The 15682-nt window shown below is 39.5% G+C and carries 12 protein-coding genes; 9 read left to right on the plus strand and 3 right to left on the minus strand.

What is annotated here, in order from left to right:
• Positions 1-20: 20 nt before the first annotated feature.
• The 3 genes from ABE099_RS17200 (at position 21) to ABE099_RS17210 (ending at position 4578) form a co-directional block, all read left to right on the plus strand.
• Positions 21-1856: a family 43 glycosylhydrolase gene (locus tag ABE099_RS17200; RefSeq protein WP_430032310.1), complete on the plus strand. Its 1836-nt coding sequence runs from the start codon at positions 21-23 to the stop codon at positions 1854-1856.
• A 398-nt stretch (positions 1857-2254) separates the two neighbouring features.
• On the plus strand, positions 2255-3670 hold the full coding sequence (locus ABE099_RS17205; RefSeq protein ID WP_430032311.1) for a family 43 glycosylhydrolase: 1416 nt from the start codon (positions 2255-2257) through the stop codon (positions 3668-3670).
• Positions 3671-3894: 224 nt separating this feature from the next.
• Positions 3895-4578 carry a hypothetical protein gene (locus ABE099_RS17210; protein ID WP_430032312.1) on the plus strand — a complete coding sequence of 228 codons (684 nt, stop codon included), beginning with the start codon at positions 3895-3897 and terminating at the stop codon, positions 4576-4578.
• A 29-nt stretch (positions 4579-4607) separates the two neighbouring features.
• On the opposite strand, the gene ABE099_RS17215 is transcribed toward ABE099_RS17210, so the two are convergent.
• Together ABE099_RS17215 and ABE099_RS17220 are read right to left on the minus strand one after the other, a co-directional pair.
• A complete protein-coding gene (locus ABE099_RS17215) occupies positions 4608-5387 on the minus strand; it encodes a response regulator transcription factor (RefSeq protein WP_430032313.1) in 780 nt (259 codons plus the stop codon).
• Between the two features lie 6 nt (positions 5388-5393).
• Complete coding sequence (locus ABE099_RS17220) at positions 5394-7013, minus strand: histidine kinase (protein WP_430032314.1); 1620 nt, start codon at positions 7011-7013, stop codon at positions 5394-5396.
• 259 nt (positions 7014-7272) lie between these two features.
• Here ABE099_RS17220 and ABE099_RS17225 point away from each other — a divergent pair, with 259 nt between their 5' ends.
• The 6 genes from ABE099_RS17225 (at position 7273) to ABE099_RS17250 (ending at position 13990) form a co-directional block, all read left to right on the plus strand.
• Positions 7273-9069 (plus strand): flavocytochrome c, encoded by a 1797-nt coding sequence (locus ABE099_RS17225; RefSeq protein WP_430032315.1) that lies wholly within the window; start codon positions 7273-7275, stop codon positions 9067-9069.
• 159 nt (positions 9070-9228) lie between these two features.
• Complete coding sequence (locus ABE099_RS17230) at positions 9229-10467, plus strand: MFS transporter (RefSeq protein WP_430032316.1); 1239 nt, start codon at positions 9229-9231, stop codon at positions 10465-10467.
• Between the two features lie 21 nt (positions 10468-10488).
• Positions 10489-11154, plus strand: coding sequence for a DUF4652 domain-containing protein (locus ABE099_RS17235; protein ID WP_430032317.1), 666 nt, complete (start codon positions 10489-10491; stop codon positions 11152-11154).
• A 343-nt stretch (positions 11155-11497) separates the two neighbouring features.
• Positions 11498-13072 carry a glycoside hydrolase family 43 protein gene (locus ABE099_RS17240; RefSeq protein WP_430032318.1) on the plus strand — a complete coding sequence of 525 codons (1575 nt, stop codon included), beginning with the start codon at positions 11498-11500 and terminating at the stop codon, positions 13070-13072.
• A gap of 21 nt (positions 13073-13093) precedes the next feature.
• Positions 13094-13417 (plus strand): hypothetical protein, encoded by a 324-nt coding sequence (locus tag ABE099_RS17245; protein ID WP_430032319.1) that lies wholly within the window; start codon positions 13094-13096, stop codon positions 13415-13417.
• A 33-nt stretch (positions 13418-13450) separates the two neighbouring features.
• Positions 13451-13990 carry a GNAT family N-acetyltransferase gene (locus tag ABE099_RS17250; RefSeq protein WP_430032320.1) on the plus strand — a complete coding sequence of 180 codons (540 nt, stop codon included), beginning with the start codon at positions 13451-13453 and terminating at the stop codon, positions 13988-13990.
• Positions 13991-14106: 116 nt separating this feature from the next.
• Here ABE099_RS17250 and ABE099_RS17255 read toward each other — a convergent pair whose 3' ends face one another.
• Positions 14107-15642, minus strand: coding sequence for a carboxylesterase/lipase family protein (locus tag ABE099_RS17255; protein WP_430032321.1), 1536 nt, complete (start codon positions 15640-15642; stop codon positions 14107-14109).
• Between the last annotated feature and the right edge of the window lie 40 nt (positions 15643-15682).

Below are 15682 nucleotides of genomic sequence, written 5' to 3' on the forward strand. Positions count from 1 at the left end.
GAAAAGGAGACACTAACCCGATGACAGTAAATTTACAACATCATATATTCGTTTATACTAGGGAACCTCAAGATGAGTATACAACTTCATTAGCTAATAGTATTCACTTTGCGATAAGGCAAGGAGAAGAAGAGTTTCAGCCTTTAAATCGCAATTACGGTATTTTATTTGGCGAGGCGACGGTGAATGAACAAAATGTAATTCAGGAAAAAGGACTTATAGAGCCTTATCTGTTCCATTTGAAATCAGGTGGTTTTGGAATTGTAGCTATACGCGTCAATTTGGAAGGGAATGAGGATGAAGAGAGTAAAGGGCAGGTTGTTCTTTGGACTTCTGAAGATTTAATCCATTTTAATTCCGTTGGCTTAGTCAAGCTACACGAACACTTATTTGTGAAGCAAGTGACGTGTGAATACAATGAAGCTGAGCAAAACTATCAGTTTTGTTGGTTAGGTAGTGATGATCAATACTATAGCAACCCGATGACTAGCTTGATACAACTAGATAGTATTGGTATAGCTAAACCCAAATCTATACATCAGGAGGTTGATGTACAGCAGTTATCCATTTCCTCTTTAGCTGAGACTCCGATTCACTCGGGGAATATGATTACGGTCGATGAAAGTATCTGGAATGCTGTTCAGGCGTTTTGGATGCCAGTTCATCATATTGGAACACAAGTGCCGATGAAGCTACAAGTATCATCTAGCTCAGAACTCGATGAAATCAAAGCAACAGCGGTGTATTCAGATGGTTCCACTGCACTAAAAAAAGTGAAATGGAACTATGATCATATTGATTTCTCCAAGTCAGGAACCTACACTGTCAAAGGTCAGGCTGTTCAACCAAGTTATTACTTTCCGCTAGCTTCAGGATATGCCGATCCTGTCATTTTGCTTTGGAAGAATAAATATTATTTTATAGCTACCAATGATAACAAGGGTGACATAGGCATTTATGTAAGAGAAGCTGATACAATTGAGGGCTTATTTGCAGCAGACTATAACGAAAAGTTGATTTTAGATTTAGATGAAGAAAAAGATTTTATGCAAACGTTTTGGGCGCCTGAATTTCACTTTATTGGTGAGGAGTTATATATCTTATTTGCTGTAAGTGGGAAGCAATGGGGGCCGCAATGTCATATGATGAAGCTCAAAAAGGAAGGGAATATTTTAAGTGCGGACGATTGGGAAACACCTGTCCGTGCACAAAAGAGAGACGGCACATTTCTCACAGAGTCAGGCATTACATTAGATATGACCTATTTTAAAGCGGATGGCTTAAGTTATGTAGTATGGTCCTATCGTGAGCACATTGGGACAGCATTGGATAGTGGCTCTATGATTTATATTGCAACGGTGGATGAGGAAAAACCTTATATTCTTACTAGTGATCCAGTCCTGCTTACAAGGCCGCTACTTAGCTGGGAAAATATGCAGGGAACGATTAACAATGAAGGCCCCTATCCCCTTATTACTAATGATACAGTTTATATCACGTATTCAGGTGCTAATGCCTGCGGTTATACGTACGCATTGGGGCTACTTAGCATTCCACGGGGAAGTAATTTACTTGATGCAAGCGCATGGAGAAAAGCGCCGACACCAGTCCTCTCCTATTATTCTGCTGGCAGTGTATATGGACCGGGACATAATTCCTTTTTTACAGATAAGGAAGGCAATACGATGATTATGTATCATGGGGAAACTGAAATTACGAAGCATGGAACACGTTGTTCTGCGATGCATAGAGTCCATTTTAACCAACAAGGTATACCACGATTTGATGTGGTGAGGGAAGCTGATTTAAAGGTAGAGCTAAGTCATGTCGAGACACAGATTGAGGTAGTGAGTTAAAAGTTTTGAAAATTAAGGTTCGCCTCCTACTGCGTTACTTTTCCTTGACTTACCCTGGTAAGCCTGCGAAAAAGTGTCTTGTATGAAGCGAAAATTCGCCAATACCTACTCCCTGCTGACTTTTCAGACATACCCTAGATAATAAACTTTTTTAAATCATAATTATATTAAAAGAAGCTCAATCTTGAAATTAGTTCTTGACGGCTAACCCAAACTAGCGAAGAGACAGAGCGATTCTGAAGATTGTCTCTTAAAATCAAATTCCATCCATCAATAGACTTTAATAAAAAGGAATATGATTTTAACACAATCGCAAGAACGCTCTGGATCGTAGCTACCAGACTCCTATCGTAGTCAAGTACTAATTTCTAAATAGAGCCTTAAAGGAGACAACAAAAATGAAAAAGCAAGGTGTTAACCCTTATTTACCTTCTTGGGAGTATATTCCTGATGGGGAGCCGTATGTATTTAATGATAGAGTGTATGTGTATGGTTCTCATGATCGTGCTAATGGATACGCTTACTGTTTAAATGATTATGTAGGTTGGTCTGCATCAGTGGACGATTTATCTGATTGGCGTTATGAAGGTGTGTTACTCGAAGCAACAGATGTTGAAGATAATGCTGACCGTGATAGCTGTCTATATGCCCCAGATGTAGCGGTAGGTCCAGATGGTCGTTATTATTTGTATTATGTAGATAGTAAGCGCTCTATTGTGTCTGTTGCTGTCTGTGATACTCCAGCTGGTAGATATCAATTTTATGGTTATGTGCAATATGCAGATGGAACCTATCTTGGTAATCGAGAAGGGGATGAACCGCAATTTGATCCGGGTGTGCTAAGAGAAGGCGATCGGACTTATTTGTATACTGGTTTTTGTGGAAAAGGGGATCGTTCACGTAGCGGCGCAATGGCGACGGTGCTTGGACCAGATATGCTAACCATTATTGAAGATCCTGTCATTGTTGTGCCAAGTGAACCGTATAGTGCGGGTTCTGGTTTTGAAGGCTTTGAGTTTTTTGAAGCGCCATCGATTCGTAAGCACGGGGATACGTATTATTTCGTGTATTCCTCCATCTCTATGCATGAGTTATGTTATGCGACAAGCAAACATCCAACAAAGGATTTTAAATATGGTGGCGTAATTATTAGTAACTGTGATATGCATATTAGCTCTTACAAGCCTGCTGACAAGCCAATGTTTTATGGCGGGAATAATCATGGCAGTATCGTTGAAATTAAAGGGCAATGGTACATTTTTTATCACCGTCACACCAATGGAACCAACTTTAGTCGTCAAGCCTGTCTGGAGAAAATTCAAATTTTACCTGATGGCACAATACCGCAGGTCGAATTAACCTCATGTGGTCCCAATGATGGACCATTACAAGGAATTGGCGAATATCCAACCTATATCGCTTGTAATTTATTTTGTGATGAGGAATCGGTATATACAGACTTTTCAGCTTCATGGATGAATAACCAATTCCCGAAAATTACACAAGATGGCAGAGATGGCGATGAGGAAATCGGATATATTGCGAATATGAAAAATTCCGCTACCGCTGGATTTAAATACTTTGATTGTAAAGGAATTAATAAAGTAAAAATCAAAGCTCGTGGCTATGCCACAGGGAATTTTGAAGTGAAAACGGCATGGGATGGGGATGTGCTTGGCTCAATTCCGATTGGTTTCTCTAATGTATGGAAGGAATATAGTGCAGACATTACGATTCCAGACGGAGTCCACGCATTATACTTTACGTTTAAAGGGGATGGAAGCTGTCACTTTGGTTCGTTTACGTTAGAATAATAGTATTGCTAGAAAGATTTAAGCAGACAACTTAGGGTTAAGAGGTACACATAAACAAAGGAGTGACTCATGTCTTAATCAATAGGACCATGGGTCACTCTTAGTTTAATTTAGGTAAGGGGAAGTCTGGGCTAAAGCTAACGAAACAAAAGTCAAAAATATTCCTGCTGTGATATGGGGAGTTAGCTCCCAAGCGTCCAAGATGCAGGAAAGGAGCTCGCACAATGATCAAATCTCTCCTGTTTTCAATGCTATTATATCCGTCACCAACTATTAGCTTTACAACAAAGGAGACACAACAATATGATCAATTGCTAGCAGCAATGCAAGAAAACGAAATCCTCATTGAATATAATCTACCTTATCCTAAATATCGCTTTTTGCACTACTTATTCTTACAAGGTAATTACGTATTTCATGGCTCAAATCATCCTGACATTACTAGCTTTGAGCCAAAACAACAAATGTTATTTAACAACGCAATAACAACTGCCGTATTTGCAACAACGGAGCCTATATGGTCTATGTTTTATGCGGTATTGAATCGACAAAAGGTGGTTGGTAACTTTAGAAATGGATGTATTATTGGACGTAACAAAAAATACCACTTTTATTCTTTAAGCAAATCCACCTTTGATACTGATCCTTGGACGGAAGGTATGCTATATCTACTTCCCCGTGGAGCCTTTCACAGATCAGGAGAACCATCAGGCGAGGCTTCAGCGGGAAAATTACAATTTGATGAGTGGATTTCGCTTACGCCTGTCTCACCAATATGGAAACTAAACATAGTACCTTCTGATTTTTATTTTTTGAATAAAGTAGCATCTCACCATGAGACTGAGCCATTATGGAAAAGCTGGCTGCTATACAAGGTAAGAACTAGGTATCGTATTTTTGATAATTAAATAAGGGCTAGTTAAATACAATCAACAGCTTATTTACGACTATTTTTATACTCTAGTGGTGATAACCCCACCTTATTTTTGAATACACGACTAAAGTAATATTGATTTTTATAGCCTACTTTAATCGCCAAACTACTTATTTTAATATTAGACGCTACGTCATCCAACACTTCCTTTGCTTTGTTAATTCTTAGCTCCGTTACGTAGTCAAGGAAGGAAAGCCCAATCTCCTGCTTCATCCGTTTACTTAAATAGGTTGGGTTAATATGAAATAAGGAGCCTACTCGACTAATAGATAGCTCAGGATCTTGATAATGGGCTTGAATATATTCTGTTACTTTATCAATAAATACTGTTCCATCTCCCGTAAAAGTGGTTGGATTTGATATCTCAACTGGCTCATCAAGGACAGCATCAGGGTATAGATTTCTTAAATGTTTATCTAGTTTAGCTAGCAATTGGTTGAGATCACTTTTGGGAATTGGCTTGAGTACATAGTCGAAGGCCTGTAACTGTACCGCTTGACGTGCATATTCAAAATTATCATATCCGCTAATGACCACCACCACGATAGAGGGACACCGCTCCTTGAGTAATGAAATTAAGTCCAAGCCATTCATATTTGGCATATTAATATCAACGAGACAGACATGGATAAGTGGTAACGTCTCTAGATACTGTAAGCATTCATTTGCATTTTTAGCCTCCGCAATAACTTCAAAAGGATAACCACTAACTCTAACAAACTGTGTTAGCCCCTGACGAATAATTTTTTCATCATCTACAATCATTAAACGCCATAATTTCATGTTGTATCACTCCCATTCTAGTGGCAATATGATTTTCATTGTTGTTATTCCATTATTACAGGCGACTTGAAGTCCGTACTCTTGCCCACACGCTAATCTAATCCGATGATTGACACTATACAATCCAAATCCAGTTGCAGAATTATTTTGTTTATCCTCCAGCAAAGCTTGATTAATTTGGTCTACTTTACTTGGGGGAATCCCTAGTCCATTATTTTCTACGGTAATGATCATATTTTCATTTTCCTTAAATGCATGAATAGATATCGTACACTTTTGATTTTCCAACGGCTTAATACTGTGATAAATCGCGTTTTCTACTAAGGGCTGTAGCATGAATCGAATCACATTATACGATAGTAGCTCCTCATCATATTGTAGCTCGTAATCTAATATCTCCTCATAACGCACACATTGAATGTGAAGATAGCTTTCTACGTGATAGAGTTCCTGCTCCAGTGGAATATATGGATCTCCTTTTCCTAATCCAAGTCGAAAATAAGTGCTTAGAGCTTCAATCATTTCCACAATGTTATCTGCGCCGTAATCGATCGCCATCCATTGAATTGTATCTAATGTGTTATATAAAAAATGCGGTTTGATTTGCTCATGAACAAGTCGTAGCTCCATTTCCTTCTTTTCCTGCTCGGATTGATAGAGTTGAACTAACATTTCGTTAAAGCTACGGCCTAAATCTCCAATCTCATCATTGTGGGATTCATCGGCACGAATCTCCCGATTTCCTTTTTGTACATCCTTCATAATTTGCTGTAGTGCTTGAACGGGTCGAACAATAGAAGAGACAAGTAAAGTGAGCAGGATTAAAAATACCCCGCCAATAAGCAATCCAACAAGCAAAGCCGTTCGCTGCGTTTTAAAGACGGCAAGTGAAAGCTCAGAATTGGGAACCTCAAGCACAAGCTTCCAGCCATGGACACTAGTAATGGGAGACTCAAAGGTACTTACATTTTTACTAGCTTCATTTTTAACATTCGCGAGTCTTTTATCATGAATACTTCCGTCTTGCTTGTCATCCGTATCTACAATTAATAATCCAAGCTGATCGTGTAAGGAAATATCCTTGGCAATCTCTTTCATTTTATTCAAGGGCACCCCTGCAGCGATATATGCAAGATCTTCATTGTCAGATGGATGGATACGATACAAAATGACGACAATATCTACTCCGTTTGCCTTCGAGACGATGGGATGACTCACAACATATTCGGCCTTGGATTCAATGATATGCTGGTAATATGGACGGTTTATAATTGAGAAGGGATGACCATCTGCACCCCAAGAATAGCCCTTAAGATCAACGACACGAATGGACTCGTATTCCTCTCTTTTACGTAATTCAAGCTTATGTGTTTCGGCAAGTAGCTGTTCTTTTGACCAACGATGATCGATCGCTAAAGAGGCAAGTGTATTGATTTCTCCAATCCGTTGATTAAACCAATAGTTAATTTGCTCACTCCGCGCATTAACGACTTGCTGGGTTAAGCTTTTATTGAGGGGGACAACGGTATGATTCATTTCCATATAAATAGTCATTAGTAGTGCTAGAAATAGCAGAACAAAACATGCCCCTGTATATAAAACAAGCTTTTTTTGGATCGAGTTCATTTCTTGTTGCCATCTCCTTAGTAGTAGGATCCTTTTTGTATAATTGAATATTTGAATATTTGTATATGAAGTCCGAAAAAGATAAAAAAAATCTAAATTGTGCAAATACATCCCTAAAGAACAATTTTATAATGGTCTTGTGCATATTTTCACATGAAACGCGATTCATGTCTAGATCAATAGTAAAAGCAGTCGTGTTGCTCATTGAGAATTCATTGTGAACTGCAAAAATAAATGAAGTTAAGGAGACATCGGGGAAATGAAGCAGAATTACACTCAAAAATTGTTATGCGTGTTACTAGCGGTTTGTTTGTTGCTTGCATTATCTGCATGTGGTGGAAAGGATAATTCCTCTTCAGATGCAAATGGGGCTAAGGTAGTTGAAGGTATAGGAACAGGAAAACATGGCGAAATCAAGGTTAAGGTTACATTTAAAGATAATAAAATTACAGATATTGAAGTTGTTAACCATAAGGAAAATGAAGTGTTGGCTGAACCGGTGTTTACTCAGCTTAAACAAACGGTGATTAATGCGAACAGTTCAGAAGTAGATGCAATAAGTGGTTCTACGGTAACAAGTGATGGTTACTTGGCGGCAATTCAAGATGCAATTGCTAAATCGGGTCTGACTTTAGCTGTGGCAGGTGCTGCAAGCAACACAGGTCAAGCTAAAGAGGAAGCAGAGCAAACCTATGATGTGGTAGTTATTGGTGCAGGGGGTGCGGGCTTTAGTGCAGCGATTGAAGCGAAGCAAGCTGGAGCAAGCGTTGTCTTGTTGGAGAAAATGCCAGCAGTAGGTGGTAACACATTGATTTCTGGTGGGGAAATGAATGCACCAAACAACTGGGTACAGCAAAAGCTAGGCATTAAGGACGATTCTGCAGATTTATTTTATGAAGACACCCTCAAAGGTGGCGATAACCTAGGGACGCCTAATATGGTTCGTATTCTTGCTGACAATGCGTTAAAATCCGCTGAGTGGTTACGTGATGAAATTAAGGTTGAATTTTTACCTGATCACTTGTTCCAATTTGGGGGACATTCTAGAAAACGTGCACTTATTCCAGTAGGTCACACAGGTGCTGAGCTAATTACTAAGCTGAAGGTAAAGACAGAAGCAGACGGAATTGTTATCAAAACAAACATGAAGGCAGAAGCTTTGCTTACCAATGAACAAGGTAAAGTAAACGCAGTAACAGCAACCTCTGCTAATGGAGATAAAATTACTTTTCATGCTAACAAGGGAGTTATTTTAGCTACAGGTGGTTTTGGCTCTAATATTGAAATGCGTAAGAAATATAATCCTGAAATGGACGAAAAGTATATGTCTACAGATTCACCTGGTACAACGGGTGATGGTATTGTGATGGCGGAAGCGCTTGGCGCCAAGCTAACGAATATGAAATATATTCAGACTTATCCGGTATGTAACCCTGTTACTGGCGTGATTTCACTCGTTGCTGATTCTCGTTTTGATGGTGCGATTTTGATTAACCAAGAGGGCGAACGTTTTGTCGAGGAATTAGAGCGTCGTGATGTGATCTCCAAAGCAATTTTAGCGCAAAGTGGTGGATATGCTTATCAGCTATGGAATAAAAAAATTGGTGATATCGGTAAAACCGTTGAAGCGCACCAAGATGAATACGATATGCTTGTGAAGCAAGGTATGCTTCATAAGGCAGATACACTTGAGGAAGTGGCTGCGTTCTTTAAAGTAGATATTGAGAAGCTAAAAGCAACGGTTGCTAAGGTGAATAAATATGCCGAGACAAAAGATGATTTAGATTTTCATCATCGCGGGGGACTCGTGTCATTAGAAACAGGACCTTATTACATTCAAAAAGCAATTCCTTCTGTCCACCATACAATGGGTGGGATCGTGATTGATGAGAAAACACATGTTATGAATGAAGACGGCAAAGTCATTCCAGGTTTATATGCTGCAGGGGAAGTAACCGGCGTGATTCATGGTGCTAACCGCCTTGGTGGTAATGCGATTGCCGATGTGTTTACATTTGGACGGATTGCAGGTCAACAGGTTGTTACAGAAAACTAAGACTAGTCTAGCTATACGATGAGTACCATCTATATATTTGCTATGAAAAGGGAGCAGTCCCCAAGCGAATATATAGGTGGTTTTTATTTTTCACAGAGTAAAGTATAAATTATCCAAAGGTTAGTCTTGAAGGGATGACATATTTGATCTATGATTACGATGGGATTTGGTTTGCGATCGTTTTTAGAGTTTTTAGAATTGGAGAGATTACAGTTGAAACTTGATGCAACAACAGGGAAAGTGACCAAAGATAAGCAAATGCTAGTATTGCGTGGACTTAATTTTTGGCAATATGCGATTCTCGCTGTATTAGCACCATTTTTACCATTGTATTTTGCAGGTCAAGGCTACACCTCCTCACAGGTTGGTTTCTTGATGATGATTGGTCCTTTTGTGGCTAGCCTTGTCCAGCCTATTTGGGGTTATATCAGTGACCGTCTGCGTACCGTTAAAGTAATCATTTTTATTTTGTGGCTGATTGCAATTTTATGTAGTGTGGGACTTTTTTATGTGTCTTCTGGTTATGTGGGGACATTGTGCTTTGTGTTAGGTTTATATTTTTTCTTCCAGCCCTCCATGCCACTCATGGACAGTATTTCAGTACAATCCGCAACAAAGCGTGGTTCCTCTTATGGCTCTCTTCGCTTATTTGGATCGATTGGATATACGCTTATTTCTTTAACAGGTGGTACTTTACTGGTCTTGTTTGGAGGTATTAATAAGCTTCCCTACTTGTTGTGGGCAGTATGGTTAGTGCCTTTACTGTTATTGTTTTTCCTTAAGGATGAACCCGCAGAGGGGGCAGGTATTACCTTCGGTGCATTACGTAAGCTGTTTATGGATAAAAGTTTTCTTTGGTTTTTGCTTCTTGTATTTTTAATGGCAGTGCCACATCGTATGAATGATGTCATGTTAGGTCTGTATATGAAGGATCTAGGCGCCTCAGATTCGATGGTAGGTTGGGCTTGGGCGTTAGCGGCGATCGTGGAGGTGCCAGTGTTTGCTCTGTTAGGCAAGCATTTGCATAAAGTACATGAATTCACCTTGATTGGTCTTGTTGGTTTAGTGTATACCTTGCGATGGTTTATGTATTATGTAACGGATGAGCCTTGGGTGCTACTAGGGCTACAAGCAGGTGCTGCAGTGACCTTTGCTGTGTTTTGGCTTGTTGCGATGCATTACGTTGCTCGTGTTCTTCCCCCAGAGCTAGGAGCTACAGGCTTCTCCTTGCTAAGTATGGTGTATCTAGGACTGGCAGGCATGGCAGGTGGGTTGATCGGAGGAACGATCTCGGATTCTTATGGTGGAGCAAGTATGTATTTATTTGCAGCGTTTGCTTCGTTGCTTGCAGGTGTGTTATTTCTAGTAACAGAAGTAAGAAGAAGACGGAAAGTTTAAAAAAAGATAAGGAGTGGTGTTATGAGGCGATTTGCAGTTTCATTATCTGTTCTTTCATTAAGTATCATAGTTCTTTTTACGCTAGCAGCTTGTCAGAATGAAAAAGAAAAGGATGCTGATCCAGTTAAACCTTCCACTAAGCTAATCTGGAATGAAACTGTGCAATATCCGGAAAATGAGCCCCCTTTTATTAAAATTAAAAGAGAGGATAAGTGGCAGGAAATTAGTACTATCGATGATTATCCCTCTAAGCCTAATATAAATGAGGCGGGGACAAGTATGGTATTCGTCTCTCCCTATGAGTTTGAATTGGCAGGAGATGCATGGCTTTATAACATTGAAAAAAATGAAAAAAAACGGATTTACACTCATCAACAGGCTGGGGAGCAAAAGTCCGTTAAAAGTGTATCATGGTTTAATGATGAGCTTGTATTGATTTTAACAGGGAATACGTACGGCACAGTGCCTTCAAGCAGAACTTTATATTTATTAAATGTGAGCAACGATAAAATAGAGCAGATTGTTCAGCTAGAATCCAATCAAAATATGCGTGAGATTGAGGTTAAGGATGAGGACTCTATTACGTACACAGTAGATACTTATGACGATGAAATGTTGAATTTTACATCTGCAAAGGAAACGGTTAAAATGGAGGCTTTTCTTAAATCAATAAAAGGAGGAGAATAGATGCTTTCAAGAACGTGGCATGGTATCGTTCCAATTGAAATGAAGGAAGCATTTGAGAAATATGAGTTTGAAACAGGGATCAAAGATACAACTGCAATTCCAGGCAATTGAGGGGCTTATTTAAAAATAGTAGAACAAGGGAATTATGCCCACTTCTTTTTATGTACGAAATGGGACTCGATGGAAAGCATCATCGCTTATGCAGGGGATGAGCCTACGATTGCGGTGACGTTAAGTTCTCGCTAATAAAATAGTAATCTAGTTATTCTATTTGATAGTAGAGAATCTATTTTAATTTGTAACCGTTGTCATTAGTGTGAAAATATATTTAGGAGGAACTTTTATGCCAATTTTGACTGCCAATAATCCGATTATTTGGGCGGACTATCCAGATCCTGATATTATACGTGTGGATGATAACTATTATTTTATATCAACAAGTATGCATACGATGCCAGGTTGTCCAATTCTTAAATCAAAAGACTTAGTAAACTGGGAAATTGCGAGTTATGTGTATGACACCTTTGAAAATAATGATGGGCATAATCTTATAGACGGCAAAGGGATATACGGAAAAGGGGCTTGGGCAACCAGCTTAAAATATAATCAGGGTAAATTTTATGTCTGCTTTAACTGTAATGACACAGGTCAGTTTTACATTTATCAGACTAATGATATCGAAAAAGGAGATTGGCAACGTCACGTTATTAATAAGTTTATGCATGATCCCGCGTTGCTTTTTGATGATGGTCGTGTATTTGTAATTTATGGCTCAGGAGATATTAAGATTACCGAATTAACCGCAGATGCAACTGCGATTAAGGAGGGGGGATTAAATCAGTTACTACTATCTACCCCTAAGGAAAACTATTACGTACCATGCGAAGGTAGTCATGCTTACAAAATAAATGGAATGTATTATTTGCTCTTTTGTGATTGGCCTCATAATGAACGTAAACGGCAATTATGTTACCGTTCTTCCCATTTGCTAGGACCCTATGAGTTTAAAATCATCTTGGATGATGATATGGGTTTTACGAGTGTTGGGGCTTCCCAAGGTTCCATTGGTGTAGCACAAGGTGGCATTGTAGATACGCCTGAAGGAAAGTGGTATAGCATAATGATGCAGGATCATGGTGCAGTAGGCAGAATTCCTAGCTTAATGCCTGTGACATGGGAAGAGGGATGGCCTATATTGGGTCATAATGGAAAAGCACCTACGCAGGTAGAGGTAGAGATCGAGTTAAAGGTGGATGCAAATACAGATGCAAATACGGAGATCAAGCTTCAAACTGATGTTGTTCCATTAACGCATAGTGATGAATTTGAATATGAGGAAAACAAGCTGCAATTAGGCTGGCAATGGAATCATAATCCGAATTATCAATATTGGTCTGTCACAAAAAGACATAGCTTTTTACGATTAGAAACGAGTCATGTGGTTAATAGTGTGTTGCAGGCTCAAAATACGTTAACACAACGTACAGAAGGCCCCAAGTGTGAGGCGGAGATAAAAATTGATTTGACTCATATGCAGGAAGGAGATCATGCTGGCTTGGTTGCTTTGTTAGGTGGATATAGCTCCATTGGGGTTCAAGTTAAGGATGGAGTTAGATATATAGTTGTGATGCAGCGAGATGAGCAGGAGCAGGAGCAACAATTAGCTAAGCAGCAAATTGAGGCATCCGAAGTTGAACTCAAAGCTAGCTTCCAGTTTATTGACGCGAATGATGATACGCAGGATGTTGTGCAATTTTATTATGCTACGAAGCCAAATGAATGGAAGACATTCGGCGGTAGCTGTAAGCTGAGATGGACGATGGAGCATTTTATGGGCTGTCGGATCGGCATTTTTAATTATGCTACGTTAAAAAGTGGCGGATATGTAGATATTGATTATTTTCGCTTTAAAAAATAATTAAAGGAAGGTGTTAGCGTATTGCAGACTATTGTTGTAAAGTTAGATCCTGCGTTATTAGCTAATCCCGATTTAGATTTACGATATGAAATTCCTGAGGCGATAGAGACATATACAAATGGTCAAATTGTTGAGCGAGGTTACGATTATTTAGAAGATGAAAACAATAGTATGACAATTTGGTTAGGGTGTGACGATGCAAATATAGCTTACTTGGATGTGCTGGAATGTTTTAAGCAACAAAAAATTTTGGATAATGATTTAACCCAAGCTGTAGAGATATATACCAGTGTAGAAGAAGACGCTGATTTTGATAAGTGTAAGCTAGTTTATCATCGTGCTTAAGAGAAGTAAACAAATAGGAATAGGTGAAACGATTTGAAAGAAATAATTCGCGAATTATGCTTAGCTGATTTACAACCTGATCTTTTAAAGCATTTTAATCGCTATCAGGAAGTAAAGCGGTGTGTACGTAAGGTAGATGGAGAATGGGTATTACAAGATATCTCCTTCTTAGAGCAATGGGATGAACAATTGAAACAAGAAATCGTGAGAGATGATTTTGCTCCTTGTATTCGAGGTGGGGGATCAGTGTATGGGGTGTATAATGAGGAAAATCAATTGATTGGTTTTGCGAGTTTGTTAGCCTCTCCTATGGGGAGTCAAGGCCAATATCGAAAGTTGATGCAAATGCATATTTCCTATGAGTTTAGGGGCAAAGGGCTTGGTAAAGCATTATTTCTAGCCTGTGCACAAAAGGCAAAGGAAATGGGCGCGCACAAATTATATATGTCTACGCATTCTGCCGAAGAGCCACAAGCTTTTTATAACAAGCTAGGTTGTGTAGATGCCGAGGAGCTGGACGAATGGTCAGTTACCCATGAGCCCTACGATCGCCAGATGGAATATGTTTTATAAATAAGGCAAAGCGTATTCAATATCCATACGAGTGGGAGGTTTCCATCTAAGTTTCTCTCTAAGCTCCAATCTAAATTCCCGTTGCAGGATAAAGAATACGCTTTTTATAAATTATTTTAAGACTCAAAATGATCTGTTTTAAAATATTGCTCAACCAAAAATTCCATTAATGGACTTGGTTTTTCCTTCACAAATTGAGCTTTATCTGAAAATAACATACCATACGGCTCATCTGCTGTGCATGGTGCCCAATGTGGCATGATTTCACCTGTGGAGTCGGCGCCATTTGGATTGCCGGTTGCGATGAAATTACATAAATAGTTACACATATGACGTGCCAAATCATAATGCTTACCTACAAATGGACGCCAGCATTTCGCCAAAGTTTCAAAGAAAAACCACAGATCAACAGAGTGGAACGTACCTGGATTATCCCAACCTGGAATATCAGCGTCAAAGTTGTAATAATAAAGTGGTGTTCCACCAGAAGGATGCCCACTATTGGCATGGACAACAAGACGAATGGCATGTTCAATCATAAGTACACTTGCTTTCTTCAATGTATGCTCTAAATCGTTGGTCTCCCTTTGACATAATTGTAGAAATGTAGGTGCATCCTCGCCAAATAACTGACTTGCCATTTGTTCTAGTTCCTCTAATGTTCCGGCTATAGGACGAGTTGGGAATTCAGAGGACGTATGTCCAAGCATGACAGGTACCATTTCTCTTTGAAACTTAATCATTCGTTCGAATGGGTCACCTACACAAAATTGATGATCGATGACGCTTAGCCACATTTTTCCGTATACCACCATTTTATCTCGAATATATACTGCGTCTAACTTCCTTGCTTCTGCAAGTGAGGTTACTCCAAGGTAGTTAAAAAAATGTACGCCCTCTCTCTCAGCCTCCTCCAACGTACCTTTCACAGAAGGAACTGGAACATTCGGATATAATTCTGTTGCAATTCCACTCATAACAACTGCGCGTTGAAATAAGCCTTTATTTTGAGGTGAAGTCATATGACTAACAACACTACCTCCACCTGCGGATTGTCCACCAATCGTTATATTGTTAGGATTACCACCAAAGGCAGCGATGTTTCGTTTCACCCACTGTGTTCCAGCTTGCTGATCTAAATGTCCAAAATTAGCAGGTGCATCGGGTGCTTCAGCCGTAATTTCAGGATGACATAAAAAACCAAAGGCATTAATACGATAATTGACCGTCACTACAATAATTCCTCGGCGTGCAATTCGTTCGCCATCAAACTCCATTTCTGACGTGCGTCCCCATTGAAGACCACCACCAAAATACCAAACAAAGACAGGTAAATTTTCATCCGGTCGTTTTGCAGGTGTCCATACATTTAAGTACAAGCAATCTTCACTCATAGGGAAATCAGGGTCAACATCCCATTCTCTTGTATAAATGTTATTGTCATCGATAACCGTCTTGGATTGCATTGAGGAGGGGGCGAAATCCCAGGCTTGAAGCTCACCATCCCAATCTGAAGCTGGCTGTGGAGCACGCCAACGATTTTCTCCTACAGGTGGGGCGGCAAAGGGGATTCCTTTAAAGCTCGTAATACGAGGATCCGCTGCGGGCAACCCTCGGACTTTTCCATTTTCAACAGTAACCGTTCTTAGCATTGTAACACTCTCCTTTCATGGCTTAGCAATGGATTCAATC

It is taken from the genome of Paenibacillus turicensis, from assembly GCF_050461185.1.
Taxonomy (GTDB): domain Bacteria; phylum Bacillota; class Bacilli; order Paenibacillales; family Paenibacillaceae; genus Fontibacillus; species Fontibacillus turicensis_A.

Coding starts and splice junctions, on each gene's coding strand:
- ABE099_RS17230 (WP_430032316.1), top strand. CDS start 9,229: ATGGGATTTGGTTTGCGATCGTTTTTAGAGTTTTTAGAATTGGAGAGA.
- ABE099_RS17255 (WP_430032321.1), bottom strand. CDS start 15,642: ATGCTAAGAACGGTTACTGTTGAAAATGGAAAAGTCCGAGGGTTGCCC.
- ABE099_RS17220 (WP_430032314.1), bottom strand. CDS start 7,013: ATGAACTCGATCCAAAAAAAGCTTGTTTTATATACAGGGGCATGTTTT.
- ABE099_RS17225 (WP_430032315.1), top strand. CDS start 7,273: ATGAAGCAGAATTACACTCAAAAATTGTTATGCGTGTTACTAGCGGTT.
- ABE099_RS17210 (WP_430032312.1), top strand. CDS start 3,895: ATGATCAAATCTCTCCTGTTTTCAATGCTATTATATCCGTCACCAACT.
- ABE099_RS17240 (WP_430032318.1), top strand. CDS start 11,498: ATGCCAATTTTGACTGCCAATAATCCGATTATTTGGGCGGACTATCCA.
- ABE099_RS17205 (WP_430032311.1), top strand. CDS start 2,255: ATGAAAAAGCAAGGTGTTAACCCTTATTTACCTTCTTGGGAGTATATT.
- ABE099_RS17215 (WP_430032313.1), bottom strand. CDS start 5,387: ATGAAATTATGGCGTTTAATGATTGTAGATGATGAAAAAATTATTCGT.
- ABE099_RS17200 (WP_430032310.1), top strand. CDS start 21: ATGACAGTAAATTTACAACATCATATATTCGTTTATACTAGGGAACCT.
- ABE099_RS17235 (WP_430032317.1), top strand. CDS start 10,489: ATGAGGCGATTTGCAGTTTCATTATCTGTTCTTTCATTAAGTATCATA.